Source organism: Bosea sp. PAMC 26642 (genome assembly GCF_001562255.1).
Taxonomy (GTDB): Bacteria; Pseudomonadota; Alphaproteobacteria; order Rhizobiales; family Beijerinckiaceae; genus Allobosea.
Map to the genome: position 1 here is coordinate 2,598,491 of NZ_CP014301.1, position 14,972 is coordinate 2,613,462.

At 66.0% G+C, this 14,972-nt stretch carries 13 protein-coding genes; 6 read left to right on the forward strand and 7 right to left on the reverse strand.

Features of this window, described 5'->3' with window-relative positions; translation table 11 throughout:
• Window positions 1-20: 20 nt before the first annotated feature.
• The gene (locus AXW83_RS12555; RefSeq protein WP_066613973.1) at window positions 21-1,244 is read right to left on the reverse strand and encodes an MFS transporter; all 1,224 of its coding nucleotides are present in this window, start codon (window positions 1,242-1,244) and stop codon (window positions 21-23) included.
• A 178-nt stretch (window positions 1,245-1,422) separates the two neighbouring features.
• Here AXW83_RS12555 and AXW83_RS12560 point away from each other — a divergent pair, with 178 nt between their 5' ends.
• Window positions 1,423-2,463 (forward strand): NAD-dependent epimerase, encoded by a 1,041-nt coding sequence (locus tag AXW83_RS12560; protein ID WP_156640002.1) that lies wholly within the window; start codon window positions 1,423-1,425, stop codon window positions 2,461-2,463.
• On the opposite strand, the gene AXW83_RS27645 is transcribed toward AXW83_RS12560, so the two are convergent.
• From AXW83_RS27645 to AXW83_RS12580, 4 genes are all read right to left on the reverse strand, one after another.
• Window positions 2,464-4,017, reverse strand: a complete 1,554-nt coding sequence (locus AXW83_RS27645; RefSeq protein ID WP_066613974.1) for a methyl-accepting chemotaxis protein — start codon at window positions 4,015-4,017, stop codon at window positions 2,464-2,466. It lies immediately after the preceding gene.
• 149 nt (window positions 4,018-4,166) lie between these two features.
• Window positions 4,167-5,258: an SMP-30/gluconolactonase/LRE family protein gene (locus AXW83_RS12570; protein WP_066613980.1), complete on the reverse strand. Its 1,092-nt coding sequence runs from the start codon at window positions 5,256-5,258 to the stop codon at window positions 4,167-4,169.
• Window positions 5,259-5,377: 119 nt separating this feature from the next.
• Complete coding sequence (locus AXW83_RS12575) at window positions 5,378-6,091, reverse strand: ribonuclease activity regulator RraA (protein WP_066620418.1); 714 nt, start codon at window positions 6,089-6,091, stop codon at window positions 5,378-5,380.
• 174 nt (window positions 6,092-6,265) lie between these two features.
• Window positions 6,266-7,243, reverse strand: coding sequence for a Bug family tripartite tricarboxylate transporter substrate binding protein (locus AXW83_RS12580; protein ID WP_066620420.1), 978 nt, complete (start codon window positions 7,241-7,243; stop codon window positions 6,266-6,268).
• 229 nt (window positions 7,244-7,472) lie between these two features.
• Between AXW83_RS12580 and AXW83_RS12585 the strand changes: the two genes are divergently transcribed.
• The 5 genes from AXW83_RS12585 (at window position 7,473) to AXW83_RS12605 (ending at window position 13,477) form a co-directional block, all read left to right on the forward strand.
• On the forward strand, window positions 7,473-8,177 hold the full coding sequence (locus AXW83_RS12585) for a GntR family transcriptional regulator (protein ID WP_236841895.1): 705 nt from the start codon (window positions 7,473-7,475) through the stop codon (window positions 8,175-8,177).
• Complete coding sequence (locus AXW83_RS12590; RefSeq protein WP_066613985.1) at window positions 8,167-9,099, forward strand: dihydrodipicolinate synthase family protein; 933 nt, start codon at window positions 8,167-8,169, stop codon at window positions 9,097-9,099. Before AXW83_RS12585 ends, AXW83_RS12590 begins: the two co-directional genes overlap by 11 nt.
• Before the next feature lie 173 nt (window positions 9,100-9,272).
• Window positions 9,273-11,006, forward strand: a complete 1,734-nt coding sequence (gene araD / locus AXW83_RS12595; protein ID WP_066613987.1) for an L-arabinonate dehydratase — start codon at window positions 9,273-9,275, stop codon at window positions 11,004-11,006.
• A 61-nt stretch (window positions 11,007-11,067) separates the two neighbouring features.
• The gene (locus tag AXW83_RS12600) at window positions 11,068-12,618 is read left to right on the forward strand and encodes an ABC transporter substrate-binding protein (RefSeq protein WP_066613992.1); all 1,551 of its coding nucleotides are present in this window, start codon (window positions 11,068-11,070) and stop codon (window positions 12,616-12,618) included.
• 7 nt (window positions 12,619-12,625) lie between these two features.
• Window positions 12,626-13,477 carry a metallophosphoesterase family protein gene (locus AXW83_RS12605; RefSeq protein ID WP_066613994.1) on the forward strand — a complete coding sequence of 284 codons (852 nt, stop codon included), beginning with the start codon at window positions 12,626-12,628 and terminating at the stop codon, window positions 13,475-13,477.
• 12 nt (window positions 13,478-13,489) lie between these two features.
• Here the strand turns inward: AXW83_RS12605 and AXW83_RS12610 are convergent, their stop codons facing one another.
• Together AXW83_RS12610 and AXW83_RS12615 are read right to left on the reverse strand one after the other, a co-directional pair.
• The gene (locus tag AXW83_RS12610; RefSeq protein WP_066613996.1) at window positions 13,490-14,275 is read right to left on the reverse strand and encodes an amino acid ABC transporter ATP-binding protein; all 786 of its coding nucleotides are present in this window, start codon (window positions 14,273-14,275) and stop codon (window positions 13,490-13,492) included.
• A gap of 17 nt (window positions 14,276-14,292) precedes the next feature.
• A complete protein-coding gene (locus tag AXW83_RS12615) occupies window positions 14,293-14,970 on the reverse strand; it encodes an amino acid ABC transporter permease (protein ID WP_066613998.1) in 678 nt (225 codons plus the stop codon).
• Window positions 14,971-14,972 lie beyond the last annotated feature (2 nt).

Genomic DNA, 14,972 nt, shown 5'->3' on the forward strand with positions numbered 1-14,972 from the left:
TTGTTTCGAAACACCTGCCGTCAGGCGAGCTTCCGCGAAAGCGCGAACAAAGCAACGGCCGCAAGCGCCGACATGACCACGAGCAGCAGGATGCTGGGCGAGTGCCCGGCCCGCTCGATCAGCACGGCGAAGACGAGCGGCGCGGCTGCCCTCACCGCCAGCCCCGGAGCCGACAGCTTGCCCAGCATCGCGCCATAGCCGGCCGGGCCGAAGAGCTGCAGAGGCACCGTTCCGCGCACGATCGAGGCCAGCCCCATGCTTATCCCGAAGGCGATGGCGAAGAGCCCGGCCAGCGTCGGCGTCGTGCCGCCAAACAGCAGAAGGAGGAGGCCGAGCGGCATCAGCACGGCCGAGGTCCAGGCCGTCGTCACCGGCTCCAGAGCTGCACCAAACAGCATCTCGACCAGCCGCCCGGCGACCTGGGAAGGGCCGACCATCGCGCCGATCGTCACGGCGACGGCAGCGCTCAGACCAAGACCCTGCAGCATCGTCAACATGTGGATCGACAATGCCGAGACGACGAAGCCCTGCAGCGAAAAGGCGAGCGCCAGCAGCAGGAAGGCGGAGCGGCGCGCGTCCCCTTCCAGATACATGCGAGGAGCCCCACCGCCCAATGGCCGCGGCGGCGCCGCGCTCGCGGAACGGCGCGCTTGGCCAGGCAGCAGGAACAGATGCAACGGCACGCACAGTCCGAACTGGAACACGGCATAGGTCCGGTAGATATCCCGCCAGTCGAACTGGCTGAGCAGCGTGGTCGTCAACGGCCAGAACAGCGTCGATGCAAAGCCCCCGATCAGCGTAAGCTGGCTGATCGCCCGGCGCGCACCCGCTCCCCGGGCCTGCGTCAGGGCCGCGAAGGCCGCATCGTAGAGCACCATGGTCGACACGACCTCCAGCGCGATCATTGCCGAGAAATAGCCGACCGGGCCGCGTGCCTCCGCCAGCGCCAGCAGCGAAAGCCCCGCCAACGCCGAACCGATGCTCATCACGAGGCGCGTGCCATGGCGATCGATCAGGCGGCCGGTCGTCGGCGCGGCTATGCCGCCGGCGAGAAGGCCCAAAGCCAGGCCGCCATAGGTCCATTCCGGGGCCCAGCCGAAGCTCGCGGTCATGCGTGGCGCCAGAACCGCAAAGGCATAATAGAGCGCGCCATAGCCGATCACCTGGGTCACGCCGAGTGCGGCGATGAGAGGCAGCGCCCCCGCACCTCGCGATGGGAGCGGAGCGGTCGGGACGGGCGACACGATTCAGCCTCCTGCGGACAGACGGGCGGCAGCTTTCGCAGCCGCCCGATTCATTGACAAGGCCGGCGATCTGTCACATTCCCTCGCTGGCTCGGGAGTTGTCGCTGTCACGCTCTTCCGCTCCGGAATCCGAGCCCGGGAAGAGCCCTGAAGCGTCCATCGGGCGCAGGCTGCCGGTTTGATCACGACAGTTTCACCACAACGGATTCTGCTGACCGGCGCTGCTGGCTTCATCGGCTTCCATGTCACGCAGGCTCTGCTGGAACGCGGCGTCCAGGTTCTCGGCATCGACAACCTGACCCCTTACTATGACCCCACCCTGAAGCAGGCCCGGCTCGACCGGCTCGCCCCGCGCAACGGCTTTTCCTTCGAGAAGCTCGACATCGCCGATTACGACGCGCTGCAGGCGAGCTTTGCCGCCTACAGGCCCGACGTCGTGATCCACCTCGCCGCACAGGCCGGCGTGCGCTATTCGCTCGACAATCCCCGCGCCTATGCGCGCTCGAACCTCGACGGCTTCCTCTCGGTGCTGGAGGCTTGCCGGCACAACCCGGTCGGCCACCTGATCTATGCCTCGTCGAGTTCGGTCTATGGCACGAATGCCAGGACGCCGTTCAGCGAGCATGATGGCGCCGACCATCCGGTCTCGCTCTACGCCGCCACCAAGCGCGCCAACGAGCTGATGGCGCACTCCTACGCCCATCTCTACGGCATTCCGGCGACGGCCCTGCGCTTCTTCACGGTCTACGGCCCCTGGGGCCGGCCTGACATGGCTTATTTCAAGTTCACCAAGGCGATCCTCGAAGGCAGTCCGATCGACGTCTATGCCGAGGCGCAGATGAGCCGCGACTTCACCTATGTCGACGATGTCAGCGAGGCGATCGTCCGGCTCGCCTCGATGCCGCCCGAGCCCGGCGCGTCCTTCGATCAGGCGCGGCCCGACCCGGCGACGGCCGCTGCGCCCTGGCGCATCTACAACATCGGCAACCACACGCCGGTCCGGCTCGACCGCTTCATCGCGGTGATCGAGGCCGCCTGCGGCAAGCCCGCGATCAAACGGCATCAGCCGATGCAGGCCGGCGACGTGCCGGCGACCTATGCCGACGTCGCCGACCTGACGGCGCGGGTGGATTTCCGGCCGGACACGCCAATCGAGACCGGCATCGGACGCTTCGTTGCCTGGTATCGCGAATTCTACGGCGTCGGGACGCCCGGCTGATCAGCCCCGGACGACGTCGCGCGAGAACCGGGCGACGGATTCGTCGAGCCGTCGCGCGGAGACATCGACCTCCGCCGCCGCCTCGGACACCTGCCTGCCATTGCCCATGATGCGCGCCGCATCGGCTACGACGATATCGATAGCACCGGCCGCTTGCTCCGTTTCCCTGACGGTACGCGAAAGCAAATCCACCATGGTGCGGATCGCCTCGGCCTGCTGATCGACAGCCACGACGATGCCGCCGGTCGCCCCCACGATCGCTTCGGTCGAGACGCTGATGTTCATGACGGCGGCCATCGACCGCTCGGTCGCGCCCCGGACTTCCGCGATGCGCTCCGAAATCTCCTTCGTCGCCGCTTCCGTTCGGGCAGCCAGCCCCTTCACTTCAGTCGCGACGACCGCAAAGCCGCGCCCCGCAAGACCGGCCCGCGCCGCTTCGATCGTGGCGTTGAGGGCCAGCAGATTCGTCTGGGCCGCGATTTTCCGGATCAGTTCCGACACCTCGCCGATATCGCGCACCGCCTGCGTGAGCTGCGCCTTGACGGCCACGGAGGCCGCGACATCCGCAGCGGCCGTTCGTACCAACTGCGTGGTCCGGTCGGCCTCGTTGCGGATCAGGGAGATCGTATCGGTGAGACGACACGAGCAGAGTTCGACCGAGGCGATGTCGGTCCTGGCCTCGCCGACCGTCGTCAGCACGCCGGCGAGTTGATCCTGCGAACGTCGCGAGATTGCGACGAGTTGCTCGGCGGCGCCATTCATGTGACCGACGGACTGGAAGACGGGCTGCAGAATAGCGCCGATTTCGCGCCGGAACGTCTCGGCTTGCTGCTCTACGGCTTCGCGCCGCGCCTCTTCGACACGCCCCTGAGCCTGCGCCTCCAACCCGAGCGCCTGCGCGCTGTGGATGGCGCGGACGCGATCGATGAAGATCTGCCCCATGCTGCGTAGGGAAACCAGCATAACCGAGCCATAGATCACCTGTAACATCAGATTTTCTATCATGTGGTCGAGCGGCGCCAGCGCGATATGAACGATGCGCGCTCCCAGGATCAAAACCGCGAAGAGGAGCGCGGCAGATGGCATGCTCGCCATGGTTAAGGTACCGGCGCAGACCACCCCTGCCAGCAGGGTTGACGTCAGCACCTCCATCTGTGGCACGGCGGTCGGATTGATGACGACTGCCATCACTAACCAAGGGGCGGCCATGAGAGCGGAGTCGGCCAGGATCCGGTCGTTGAACCTTGCCGATGGCGCATCCTCGCGCTTGCGTTGCTTGATCTTCGAGATTCGCAGGATGCCGAGCAGGCCGCCGGCGATCACGCAGGCGCTCCACGCAAGCGGAAACCACAGCCAGCCATGAAACATAGCGACGATCGCGACGACGACAGCCGAGAGCAGATTGGACATCAGGATGGCGGGAAGAACGCGCGCGAAGATCTCCGCCTGCGCCATGCGCAGCGCAGCCGCATCGGCGTCGTCGAGCCGGGGCATCCCGAATTGACGGTTGACCCAGGCGTCATAGCGTGTCGGCCAGGTCGCGCCGGCAATCATGGCCGGAGGGTCTGCTCTGTCATGGCCACGCTCAACTCCAACGCATGGGTGAGTTGCAACCCTTGCAGAGAGGTCTCAAGCGGCGGTTAACGCTGGCATGGCTAGTCGGCTGCGGCGGCGGACGCCGCCGCAGCCGACATCGGCACCGCTCACACCGCGCCATGCGCCTCGACATAAAGCGCATAGAGCGAGTGGCTGCTCGCCATATAGAGACGGTTGCCCTTGGGGCCGCCAAAACACAGATTGGCGCAGCGCTCCGGCAGGCGGATGAAGGCCAGCGGCTTGCCCGCCGAGCTAAACACCATGACGCCATCGAGGTCTTCCGGCTTGCCCCTCAGGCCGAAGACCTTGCGGCCTCCCATCTCGGCAGCTTCCGCGTTCAGCGCCCCGTTGCTGCCATAGCCGCACCAGAGATTGCCATCGCGATCGACCTTGAAGCCGTCGAGCGCGCCGAAATCGGCGGCATCGACCACCTTCGTCTTGTTCGACGCCTTGCCCTGCGCATCGATGTCGAAGCTCCAGATGCTGCGGTTGGGCGTGCCCCGCCACTCGACGACATAGAGCTTCTTTTCGTCCGGCGAGAAGGCGAGCCCGTTGGGGTTGAGCAGGTCGGTGACGACGGCGCTCAGTTTGCCGTCCGGGCCGATGCGATAGACGTTCGTGGTCGCCTGCTCGGACTTGGCGCGCGCGCCCTCCCATTCGCCGTTGATGCCGAACAGCGGATCGGTGAACCAGATCGTGTCGTCGGATTTGACAACGATGTCGTTGGGCGCGTTCAGGCGCTTGCCCTCGAAGACATCGGCCAGCACGGTGATCTTGCCGTTCTTCTCGGTCCGCGTGACGCGACGTGTCACCGAATGCTCGCAGGTGATCAGGCGGCCCTGCCGGTCGCGCGCATTGCCGTTGGCGAAGTTGGCGTTCTCGCGGAAAACCGTGAAGCTGTTCTTCGCCTCGTCGAACTTCATGATCCGGTTGTTGGGGATGTCGCTAACGAGGACGTAGCGTCCTTCCGGAAAATAGACCGGCCCCTCGGCCCAGCGCATGCCGGTGGCAAGCTGCTCGACCGAACTCGAATAGATCCGGTACTTGCCGAAGCTCGGGTCGAGGATTTCGACCGAGGGGTCGGGATAGCGCTGGTTCGGCTTGAACGGAAAGGCCTGTCCCAACGCAGGACCTGCCAGCGCGGAGCCCGCGGCAGCAAGGCCACCGGCGAGCAGATGACGACGTGACGTTTCAACCATTGTTCCCTCCACGTTTTTTATCGTTCTGGTCATGGCGGGACGCGCCGCATGGGCAGCGTCCCTGGCAGCCCGTGTCGCGGCCGGCTTCGCCGTCGTTCAGTTGAGTGTCCGGCCTGCGCTCACGACCAGCCCGGCCGCCATTTCGCGAATTCCGCCTTGGTCTCGGCATTGGCCGGGTACAACCCGAAGATGCCCTGCCCACCCCGCACGCGCTCGGCGACGAAGTCTTCATAGGCCGTCTGCTCGTAGACCTCCGGCGCGACCTCGTTGGCGAGATGGGCCGGGATGACGCAGACCCCTTCACCGTCGCCGACCATGATGTCGCCGGGATAGACCGCGACATCGCCGCAGGCGATCGGAGCGTTGATGTCGAGCGCGTGATGGCGGATCAGGTTGGTCGGCGCGCTCGGGCGATTGTGATAGGCCGGGATCGCCATGCCGGCGATCTCCGGGCTGTCACGAAAGCCGCCATCCGTAACGATCCCGGCGACGCCCCGCTGCATCAGCCGCGAGACCAGGATACCGCCGGCAGAGGCGGCTTTGGCATCCTTGCGGCTGTCGATCACCATGACATGGCCGGGCGGGCAATCCTCGACCGCGCGGCGCTGCGGATGCTGCGTCCCCTCGAACATGCCCAGATGGTCGAGATCCTCGCGCGCCGGGATGTAGCGCAGCGTGAACGCTTCTCCGACCATCGACCCGTCCTTCAGGCCCAGCGGCCTCACATCCTGGATGAAGACGTTGCGGAAGCCGCGCTTGAACAGGGCGGTTGTCAGCGTCGCGGTCGAGACGCGCTTGAGTTTCGTGCGGTTTTCGTCGGTAAGGATGGTCATGCTGGGCGCGGTCCTTGTCTGCAATACGTCAACATTCATCGCCGTCATCCCGGACAAGCGGCGTCAGCCGCGCCGATCCGGGATCCATTCCTGAACGATTCCGGCATGGATCCCGGGTCTCCGCTTCGCTGCGCCCGGGATGACAGCGCACTTTCCAGACGCTGGTTATGTCGATCATTCGATCTTGACATTGGCCTTCTGCGCCACCTCGGCCCAGCGCTTGGTCTCGGCCGCGATGTGCGCCGCGAACTGTTCCTGCGTCGAGCCGACGGGATCCACACCGAGCTTCTTCATCTGCTCGATCACGGCGGGCTCGCGCATGATCGCCTGCGTCTCGGTCGACAGTTTCGCGACGATGTCCTTGGGCACGCCCGAGGGCGAGAAGAAGCCGTGCCAGGAGGTTGCGGCATAGCCCGGAATGAACTCTGCCAGGGCCGGCAGATCCTTGGCGACGGCGAGCCGCTCCGGCGTCGCGGTGGCGAGCGCCCGGATCTTGCCGGCCTCGACATGCGGCCAGGCGATGGTGATGTTGTCGAAGGAGACCTGGATCTGGCCCGACAACAAATCCTGCGTCACCTGCGCGCTCGAGCGGTATGGCACATGCGCCATATCGGTGCCGGTCGAGACCTTGAACAACTCCGCCGCCATATGTGTCGAAGTCCCGGCGCCAGAGGAGCCGAAGGAGTATTTGCCGGGATTCTTCTTCAGGAGTTCGATCAGTTCCGGCACCGTCTTGGCCGGCAGATCGAGATTGACCATCAGGATGTTCGGCACGCTCGCGACCTGCGAGATCGGCGCGAAGTCCTTGATGTGGTCGTAGGGCATCTTGGTGTAGACGCCGGGATTGATCGCATGGGTCGAGACAGTCCCCATGGTCAGCGTGTAGCCGTCGGGGTCCGAGCGCGCCACGGCGGCGACGCCGGTGTTGCCGCCGGCTCCGGCGCGGTTTTCGACGATGAAGCGCCCGCCCATCCGCGCGCCGAGGCGCTCGGCCAGTAACCGGCCGAGGATGTCGGTCGTCCCGCCCGCCGCGAAGGGCACTACGATCGTAACGACCCTGGACGGGTAGGCCGGCTGGGCCAGGGCGGGCATCGCCAGCGGAACAGCCAGGCAGGCGGCGGCGGCAAGCAGTCTGCGACGGCTCGAAATCATCAGGCTATCCTCCATTTGCGTTTCCAGACCGGCTCTTTGGCCGGCCACCTTTCGTATGGGCCCTGCTCGGGCCTCTCGACCATCGACATAGCACGTCCAAAACCAATTGAAATCTGAAATTTCAGACTTGCCGATTCTTGCAGTTTGTGGTGTTTGATGCGGCGACCAAGCTTGACCGGGCGTCCGCCAGGATGTCATCGGCCGGCCGTCACATCGTCCTGGAACGCGTATGTCCGAATTCGGCGCCATAGAGCCTGTCGCTCCCCATCTGCTGCGCTCCTTGCGCGAGCATGTGCATGAGCGCCTGCGCCGGACGATCGTCGCGGGACGCTTCAGGAATGGCGAGCGGCTGAACGAGCGCCATCTCGCCGAGATGCTCGGCGTCAGCACGACGCCGGTGAAGGACGCGATCCGCAAGCTGGAGAGCGAGGGGCTGGTCCGCACCGAGGCGCGGCGCGGTGTCTTCGTCGAGTTCTCGGCCCGGCAGGCCCTGGAGATGGCGTTGGGGCGTGCCGCGCTCGAAAGTGTCATGACCCATATCGCCGCCAACCGGATCGGCGCGCCCGACATCGCCGGGATGGCCCGGCTGATCGAGGAAATGCAGCACGCGACGGCCCACAGCGCGCTGGAAGACCTCGTCACACTGAACGAGGCCTATCACGGTGCGATCCATCGCATCTCCGGCTGCACCTATCTCGAACGCCGCCTAGACGGCCAGCGCATGTACGACCATGCCCAGCGCATCGCGCTGCTCTCGGAACCGGCCGAGCGCGAGCAGGGTTTCGAGGAACACCGATCGATCTATGATGCGCTCAGGGCACGCGAGCCGGCGCTGGCCGAACAACGAATGCGCCGCCACATCGTCCGCTCGGCCAAAAGCCATGTGCGGCAGGTGTTCGGCGCCGATGCGGAGGGACTAAGCTATGACGAATGACCAGGAAAACCACGGCAAGGTTCGCAGCGCCTTGCGCGGCATCTCGGGCGTGCATGTCACGGCCTGGAGCGCCGATGGCGAGGCCGATTGGGCGGTGACGGGCAGGATCGTCGCCCGCATCGCGCAGGCCGGCATTCACAACATCGTCTCGGCCGGCAACACCGGCGAGTTCTACCCGATGACGACCGACGAGGTCGTGCGCAGCCATGCGGTGGCAGCCGAAGCGGCAGCCGGCAAGGCGCTGGTCACAGCCGGCATCGGCCGTTCGCTGCGCGAGGCGGTCTCGACCGGGAAGCTCGCGGCCGGTGCCGGTTGCGACGCGGTGATGGTCCACCACCCGCTCGACCCCTTCGCCGCGCCGCAATCGCAGGCCGACTACATCATCGCAATCGCCGAGGCGCTGACGATCCCGCTCGTGGCCTATATCCGCTCCGACGCGATCGGCGTGAAGGATCTGGTTCGCGTCGCGACACATCCCAATGTCGCGGGCGTCAAATTCGCCTCCAGCAACATGATGCTGTTGGCCGAATGCGTGCGCGCCACGCAAGGGACGTCCGCCAACTGGATCTGCGGGCTCGCCGAGGGCTGGGCCGCGCCCTTCTATGCGCTCGGCGCGCGCGGCTTCACCTCCGGCCTGATCAATGTCGCACCGGAGCGCTCGCTGGCCGTCTGGCACGCGCTGGAGACCGGCGACTACGCAGCCGCCCGGATCGAGGTCGACGCCATCGCCGGTTTCGAGACCCTGCGTACGAAATACGGCAACGGCGCCAACGTCACCGTGGTGAAGGAAGCGCTCGGCCTGCTCGGAACCGATGTCGGCCCGGTGCGCCTGCCCGGCCTGCCGGAGCTGAACGCCGCCGAGAAGGCTGAACTGCGCCAGATCGTCTCCGGCTGGAACCCGGTCCGCATCGCGGCGGAGTGATACCGCTGTCGTTCCGGGGCATCGCGCAGCGATGAACCCGGAACCCACGACCGGGCGAGCCCTTCAGCCCCGTCAGGACGTCTCACCCGGTCGTGGGTTCCGGGTTCGGCCCTATGGGCCGCCCCGGAATGACACATCGTTTTGAACGACAAAAAACCACCCGAGGACACGCCATGACCACCCACCCCCGCAAGACGCCCGACACCCTGCGCTCGAAGCGCTGGTTCGGCGCCAGCGATCTGCGCTCCTTCGGCCATCGTTCGCGGGCCTTGCAGATGGGCTTCGGCCATGACGAGTTCATGGGCAAGCCGGTCATCGGCATCATCAACACCTGGTCCGAGATCAACCCCTGCCACACCCATCTGCGCGACCGCGCCGATGCGGTGAAGCGCGCCGTCTGGGCGAGCGGAGGCTTCCCCGTCGAGATCCCGGTGATGTCGGTCTCGGAGCAGTACCAGAAGCCCACCACCATGCTCTATCGCAACTTCCTGGCGATGGAGACCGAGGAATCGATCCGCTCCCACCCGCTCGACGGCGCGGTGCTGCTCGGCGGCTGCGACAAGTCCACCCCGGCGCTGATCATGGGTGCCTGCAGCGCCGGCCTGCCCTTCATCTTCGTGCCGGCAGGCCCGATGCTACGCGGCAACTGGGCCGGCAAGGTGCTAGGCTCGGGCGCCGACGTCTGGAAATACTGGGCCGAGAAGGAAGCCGGCAACATCACCGACGACCAGTGGAAGGACATGGAGAGTGGCATCGCCCGCTCGCACGGCACCTGCATGACGATGGGCACCGCCGCGACCATGATGAGCCATGCCGAGGTGCTGGGCCTGACCCTGCCCGGCGCCTCCGCCATTCCGGCCGCAGACGCCGCCCATCCCCGCATGGCGGCAGCCAGCGGCAAGCGCATCGTCGAGATGGTCTGGGAGGATTTGACGCCCGACCGCATCCTCACGCGCGAGAGCTTCGAGAACGCCCTGACCGTGCATATGGCGGTGGCCGGCTCGACCAACGCCATCATCCACCTGATCGCCATGGCCGGCCGTGCCGGCGTGAGCCTGACGCCCGACGATTTCGATGCTTTCTCCCGCACAGTCCCGGTGATCGCCAATCTGCGGCCCTCGGGCGAATTCCTGATGGAGGATTTCTTCTATGCCGGCGGCCTGCCCGCCTTGCTGAAGCAGCTCGAAAGCAAGCTCCACACCGACGCCATGACCGTCACCGGCAAGCCGCTTGCGGAAACCATCGCGCTCGCCACCGTCTATGACGACAACGTCATCCGCCCGCTCGACAAGGCTGTCTCGACCGCCAACGGCCTTGCCGTCCTCAAGGGCAACATCGCGCCCGATGGCTGCGTCATCAAGCCCTCGGCCGCCGAGCCTCATCTATTGAAGCATTCGGGTCCGGCGATCGTGTTCGAGGACTACGACGCGATGATGCGGGCCGTGAATGATGAGGATACGGACGTCACGCGCGACCACATCATGGTGCTGAAGAATTGCGGCCCCGTCGGCGGTCCCGGCATGCCGGAATGGGGCATGATGCCGATCCCGCGCAAGCTGCTGAAGCAGGGCGTGCGCGACATGCTGCGCATCTCGGACGCGCGCATGTCGGGCACCAGCTACGGCGCCTGCGTGCTCCACGTCGCGCCTGAAGCCTACGTCAAGGGCCCGCTCGCGGCGGTTAGAACCGGCGACGTCATCAGCGTCGATGTCGAGGCGCGAACCATCTCGGTGAACCTGACCGACGCCGAAATCGCAGCGCGACTAGCGACATGGTCGCCGCCCGACCGCGACTATCCCCGCGGCTACGGCAAGATGTCGGCCGCTCATATCCGCCAGGCCGACAAGGGCTGCGACTTCGACTATCTCGAGGGCACCGCCAAAATCCCCGAGCCGGAAATTCACTAGAATCCGTCATCTCACTGTCAACGCTGGCGACCAGTTTGCCGCTCCCGCAAGGAGCCAAGCCATGGTCACCCGTCGTCATCTGCTGGCCGCAGGCATCGCCGCCCCGGCCCTGCTGCCCCGGCTCGTGAGGGCCCAAAGCGACACGCGGCCGATCCTGCGCGTTGCCGTCCAGGCTCTGCCGCCGACGCTGGAGCCGCTCGAATCGATCTCCAATGTCGGCCTGCGCATCTCCTACAACGTCTTCGACACCCTGTGGCGCCGCGACTTCCTGCGCGAGGCGGACGAGGGCGGGCAGAAGCTCGTGCCCCATCTCGCCACTTCGCTGCGCCAGCGCGACCCGCTGACCTGGGAGGTCAAGCTTCGCCAGGGCGTGCGGATGCATGACGAGACCGTGCTAAGCGCCGACGACGTGCTTTCCACCTTCTCGCCGGAGCGAATGTATGGGGCGCAGGTTCAGCACCATGAGGGGCGGGTCAATTTCGGGCATCTCGCCTCGGTCGAGGCAGAAGGGCGTGACACCGTCATTCTGCGCACCAAGACGCCCGATGTGGTGATGCCGCAGCGTCTGGCCGCCTATGGCGGCTGGATCCATTCGGCCAGGGCCTATGGCGAACAGGGCATCGCCGGCCTCCGCCAGAAGCCGATCGGTAGCGGACCCTACCGCGTCGCCTCCTTCCAGCGCGATCAGCGCGCCGTTCTTGAAAGCCATGACGACTATTGGATGGGACGTCCCAAGGCCCGGCAGATCGTCTTCACGGTTGTTCCAGAGGCGTCGAGCCGGCTGGCCGGGCTCCATGCCGGCGATTTCGACCTGATCACCAACCTGCTCCCCGAGCAGGCGCAGACGCTATCAGGCAACAAGACGTTCGAGGCCGTCGACGTGCCGCTCGAATTCGCCCACATCCTCTATTACGACACGCGCAACCCGGTCCTGCGGGATGCCCGTATTCGTCAGGCCCTGAACTACGCCGTCGACTATGATACGATCGGCCAGTCGCTCTGGGGTGCCGGCTTCCAGCGCATGGCGGCGCTGCAGACGCCCTCCTTCGGCCCGCTCTACGACGGCGATCGTCGCGGCTTTACCCACGATCCCGAGCGTGCCCGCCAACTGCTGCGCCAGGCCGGCTACAAGGGCGAGGAAATCGTCATCCGGATCACGCCGGGCTACTATCTGCAGATGCTGCTCGCCGTCCAGGTCATCCAGCAGATGTGGGAGGCCGTCGGCGTCAAGAGCCGCCTCGAGACGATCGAGAACCTGGCGCAGCTGGTCAATCCGGGCGCCGACGTGCGGCCGACCTCGATTGCCTTCCGCTTTCCGGACCCGCTCGGCGGCGGGCTTCTGGTCCATCTGTCGAAGGACTACTTCCTGCAGAAATCGGGCTTCTGGCAACCGACGACCTTCAACGCCATCAGCGACGAGTTGCGCCTCGCAACCGATCCGGCCGAGCGCAAGCGGCTCTGGCTGCGCCTCATGGACGAGTACGAGGCTGAAGCCCCGGCCCTGATCCTCTATCCCGTGCGCGAGTATTTCGCCAAGCGCCGCAGCGTGAAATGGACGCACTATCCGCTCTATTACATGGACTTCCGCGCCTTCAACCTCGACTTCGCCTGAGGCCCGCATGAACCGCGTCATCGTTCTCTCCGACCCGCACCTCTCGCCGACGCACGGCTTCTTCTGGGACAACTGGCTTCTGGCGCGCGATTCCGCCGCGCGGATCGACGCCGCCTGCACCGTGGTCAATGGCGACCTCTGCATCGACGGCCCCGACAGCGACGCGGAGATGGCCTTCGCCGCGGCGGCGCTGCGCGGCCTGCCGGGAACCGTACTGCCGCTGCCGGGCAATCACGACGTCGGAGACGAACCGCCCGGCCAGGACCTGAAGCAGATCGTCAACGAGCCCCGGCTCGCCCGCTGGGACGCCGCCATCGGCCCCGATCGCTGGATGAAGCCCCTCGATGGCTGGACGCTGCTTGGCCTCAACGCCCAGCTCTTCGGCTCGGGGCTGGCGCGCGAAGCAGAGCAGAACGCTTGGCTCGATGCGGCGCTGGCGGAGAGCGTCGGCAGCCGCATCGCACTGTTCCTGCACAAGCCGCTCTTCGTCGAAAGTCCGGACGAAACGGTCCCGACCATCGCATCGATGGGGCCCGCGCCAAGGCAGGAGCTGATGAAACGCCTGCGTGGCGCCGATCTCCGGCTCATCGTCAGCGGCCATCTTCACACGCATCGGGATCGCATCGTCGATGGCGTGCGCCATCTCTGGGCGCCGGCCCTGGCCTTTGCCGGCAGCCATGGCCATACGGGCGACCCAGCCTGCGCCTTTCTCGTCCTGAGCCTCGATGCCGACGAGATCGCCGTCGAGAAGATCCAGCCTTCGGGGCTGATCTCTCATGAACTGGACGCAATCAAGCAGAACGGCCGCTACAAATTCCTGCGCGAGATGCCCCCCTGCCCGCCCGATGTGGCGGCCTGAGCAAGGCGCCCCTTAGCCCCGCCCGAACAACCCGTGGAAGCGACCGAGGAAGCTTTTCAGCCGGTCGTTCTGCGGATTGCCGAAGATCTCGGCCGGCGCCCCGGCCTCGGCCACCTTCCCCTGGTCGAGGAAGACGACGTGGTTGGAGACGTCGCGCACGAACATCATCTCGTGGCTGACGAGCAGCATCGTCATGCCCGACTCGGCCAGCCCCTGCATCACGCTCAACACTTCTGCGACGAGTTCGGGGTCGAGCGCCGAGGTCACCTCGTCGAACAGCAGCAGGCGCGGCTGCATCGCCACGGCCCGCGCGATCGCGACGCGCTGCTGCTGACCGCCCGATAGCTGATAGGGATAGTGCCCACCCCGGTCGGCCAGCCCGACGCGCCCGAGCCAGTGCTGCGCGATGTCTTTTGCCTCGGACTGGCTCTTGCCCTGCACCTTGGTCAGGCCGAGCATGACGTTGTCGATCGCGCTCAGATGCGGGAACAGGTTGAACTGCTGGAACACCATGCCGAGCCGCGCCCGCTGTGCCGAGATCTTCGTCTCGCTCAGCCGTTTCCGGCGCGTGCCGGCCATGGTGTAGCCGACCGGATCGCCGTCGAGCAGGATCTCGCCGCCATCATGTTCCTCCAGCAGGTTGATGCAGCGCAGGAAGGTCGTCTTGCCCGAGCCGGAGGCCCCGATCAGCGAGACCACCTGCCCCTGCCGAACGGTGAGGTCGATGCCCTTCAGCACCTCGATCTGACCGAAGGTTTTGCGTACCTCCCGGGCTTGCAGAAGGGCTGGCTCTGTCATCGCAGGCGCGTCCTGTCTCAATAGCGCAGATAGGAGAAGCGGCGCTCCAGCGTGGCGCCGAGCTGGGCGAGCGTGAAGTTGATCGCGACGTAGAGGGCCGCGGTCAGCAGGTAGAAATCGATGATCATGTAATTGCGCGCCATCGCCTGCTGCGCCGAAAGCAGCAGTTCGACGACGCCGATGATCGAGAGCAGTGTCGTCCCCTTGACGATCTCCAGCGCGGTGTTGACCCAGGGCGGCAGCATCCGCCGCACCGCCTGCGGCAGGATCACATAGGTCAGCCGCTTGCCGAAGGTCAGACCGATCGCCTTGGCCGCTTCCATCTGCCCGGCCGGAACCGACTGGACCGCACCCCTGAAGTTTTCGGCGACATGGGCCGTGGCGAAGGCGCCGAGCGCGATCACGCCGGCCCAGAAGGCCGGCACGTTGATGCCGAACAGCGCCAGTCCGTAATAGGTGAACAGGATCAGCACGAGCAACGGCAGGCCGCGCATCACGTCGACATAGAGCCGCGCCAGCGGCCTGAGCCACCACCAGCCGAAAGTCAGCGCCACGCCCATAGCGAGCCCCAGCACCGTCGCCATGACGATGCTCAGGGCCGAGCTCAGCAGGGTGACTCCCAGCCCCGACAAAAGCGATTGCCGGGCCTGCCAGGCCTCGAACAGGAAAGTGCCGGGTGCCATCGAAAAATCCATGG

What these genes read in the sequence shown, in the direction of transcription:
- AXW83_RS12570 (WP_066613980.1), bottom strand. Translation starts at nt 5,258, where the DNA reads ATGGTTGAAACGTCACGTCGTCATCTGCTCGCCGGTGGCCTTGCTGCC.
- AXW83_RS12605 (WP_066613994.1), top strand. Translation starts at nt 12,626, where the DNA reads ATGAACCGCGTCATCGTTCTCTCCGACCCGCACCTCTCGCCGACGCAC.
- AXW83_RS12575 (WP_066620418.1), bottom strand. Translation starts at nt 6,091, where the DNA reads ATGACCATCCTTACCGACGAAAACCGCACGAAACTCAAGCGCGTCTCG.
- AXW83_RS27645 (WP_066613974.1), bottom strand. Translation starts at nt 4,017, where the DNA reads ATGATTGCCGGCGCGACCTGGCCGACACGCTATGACGCCTGGGTCAAC.
- AXW83_RS12580 (WP_066620420.1), bottom strand. Translation starts at nt 7,243, where the DNA reads ATGATTTCGAGCCGTCGCAGACTGCTTGCCGCCGCCGCCTGCCTGGCT.
- araD (WP_066613987.1), top strand. Translation starts at nt 9,273, where the DNA reads ATGACCACCCACCCCCGCAAGACGCCCGACACCCTGCGCTCGAAGCGC.
- AXW83_RS12615 (WP_066613998.1), bottom strand. Translation starts at nt 14,970, where the DNA reads ATGGATTTTTCGATGGCACCCGGCACTTTCCTGTTCGAGGCCTGGCAG.
- AXW83_RS12590 (WP_066613985.1), top strand. Translation starts at nt 8,167, where the DNA reads ATGACGAATGACCAGGAAAACCACGGCAAGGTTCGCAGCGCCTTGCGC.
- AXW83_RS12585 (WP_236841895.1), top strand. Translation starts at nt 7,473, where the DNA reads ATGTCCGAATTCGGCGCCATAGAGCCTGTCGCTCCCCATCTGCTGCGC.
- AXW83_RS12610 (WP_066613996.1), bottom strand. Translation starts at nt 14,275, where the DNA reads ATGACAGAGCCAGCCCTTCTGCAAGCCCGGGAGGTACGCAAAACCTTC.
- AXW83_RS12600 (WP_066613992.1), top strand. Translation starts at nt 11,068, where the DNA reads ATGGTCACCCGTCGTCATCTGCTGGCCGCAGGCATCGCCGCCCCGGCC.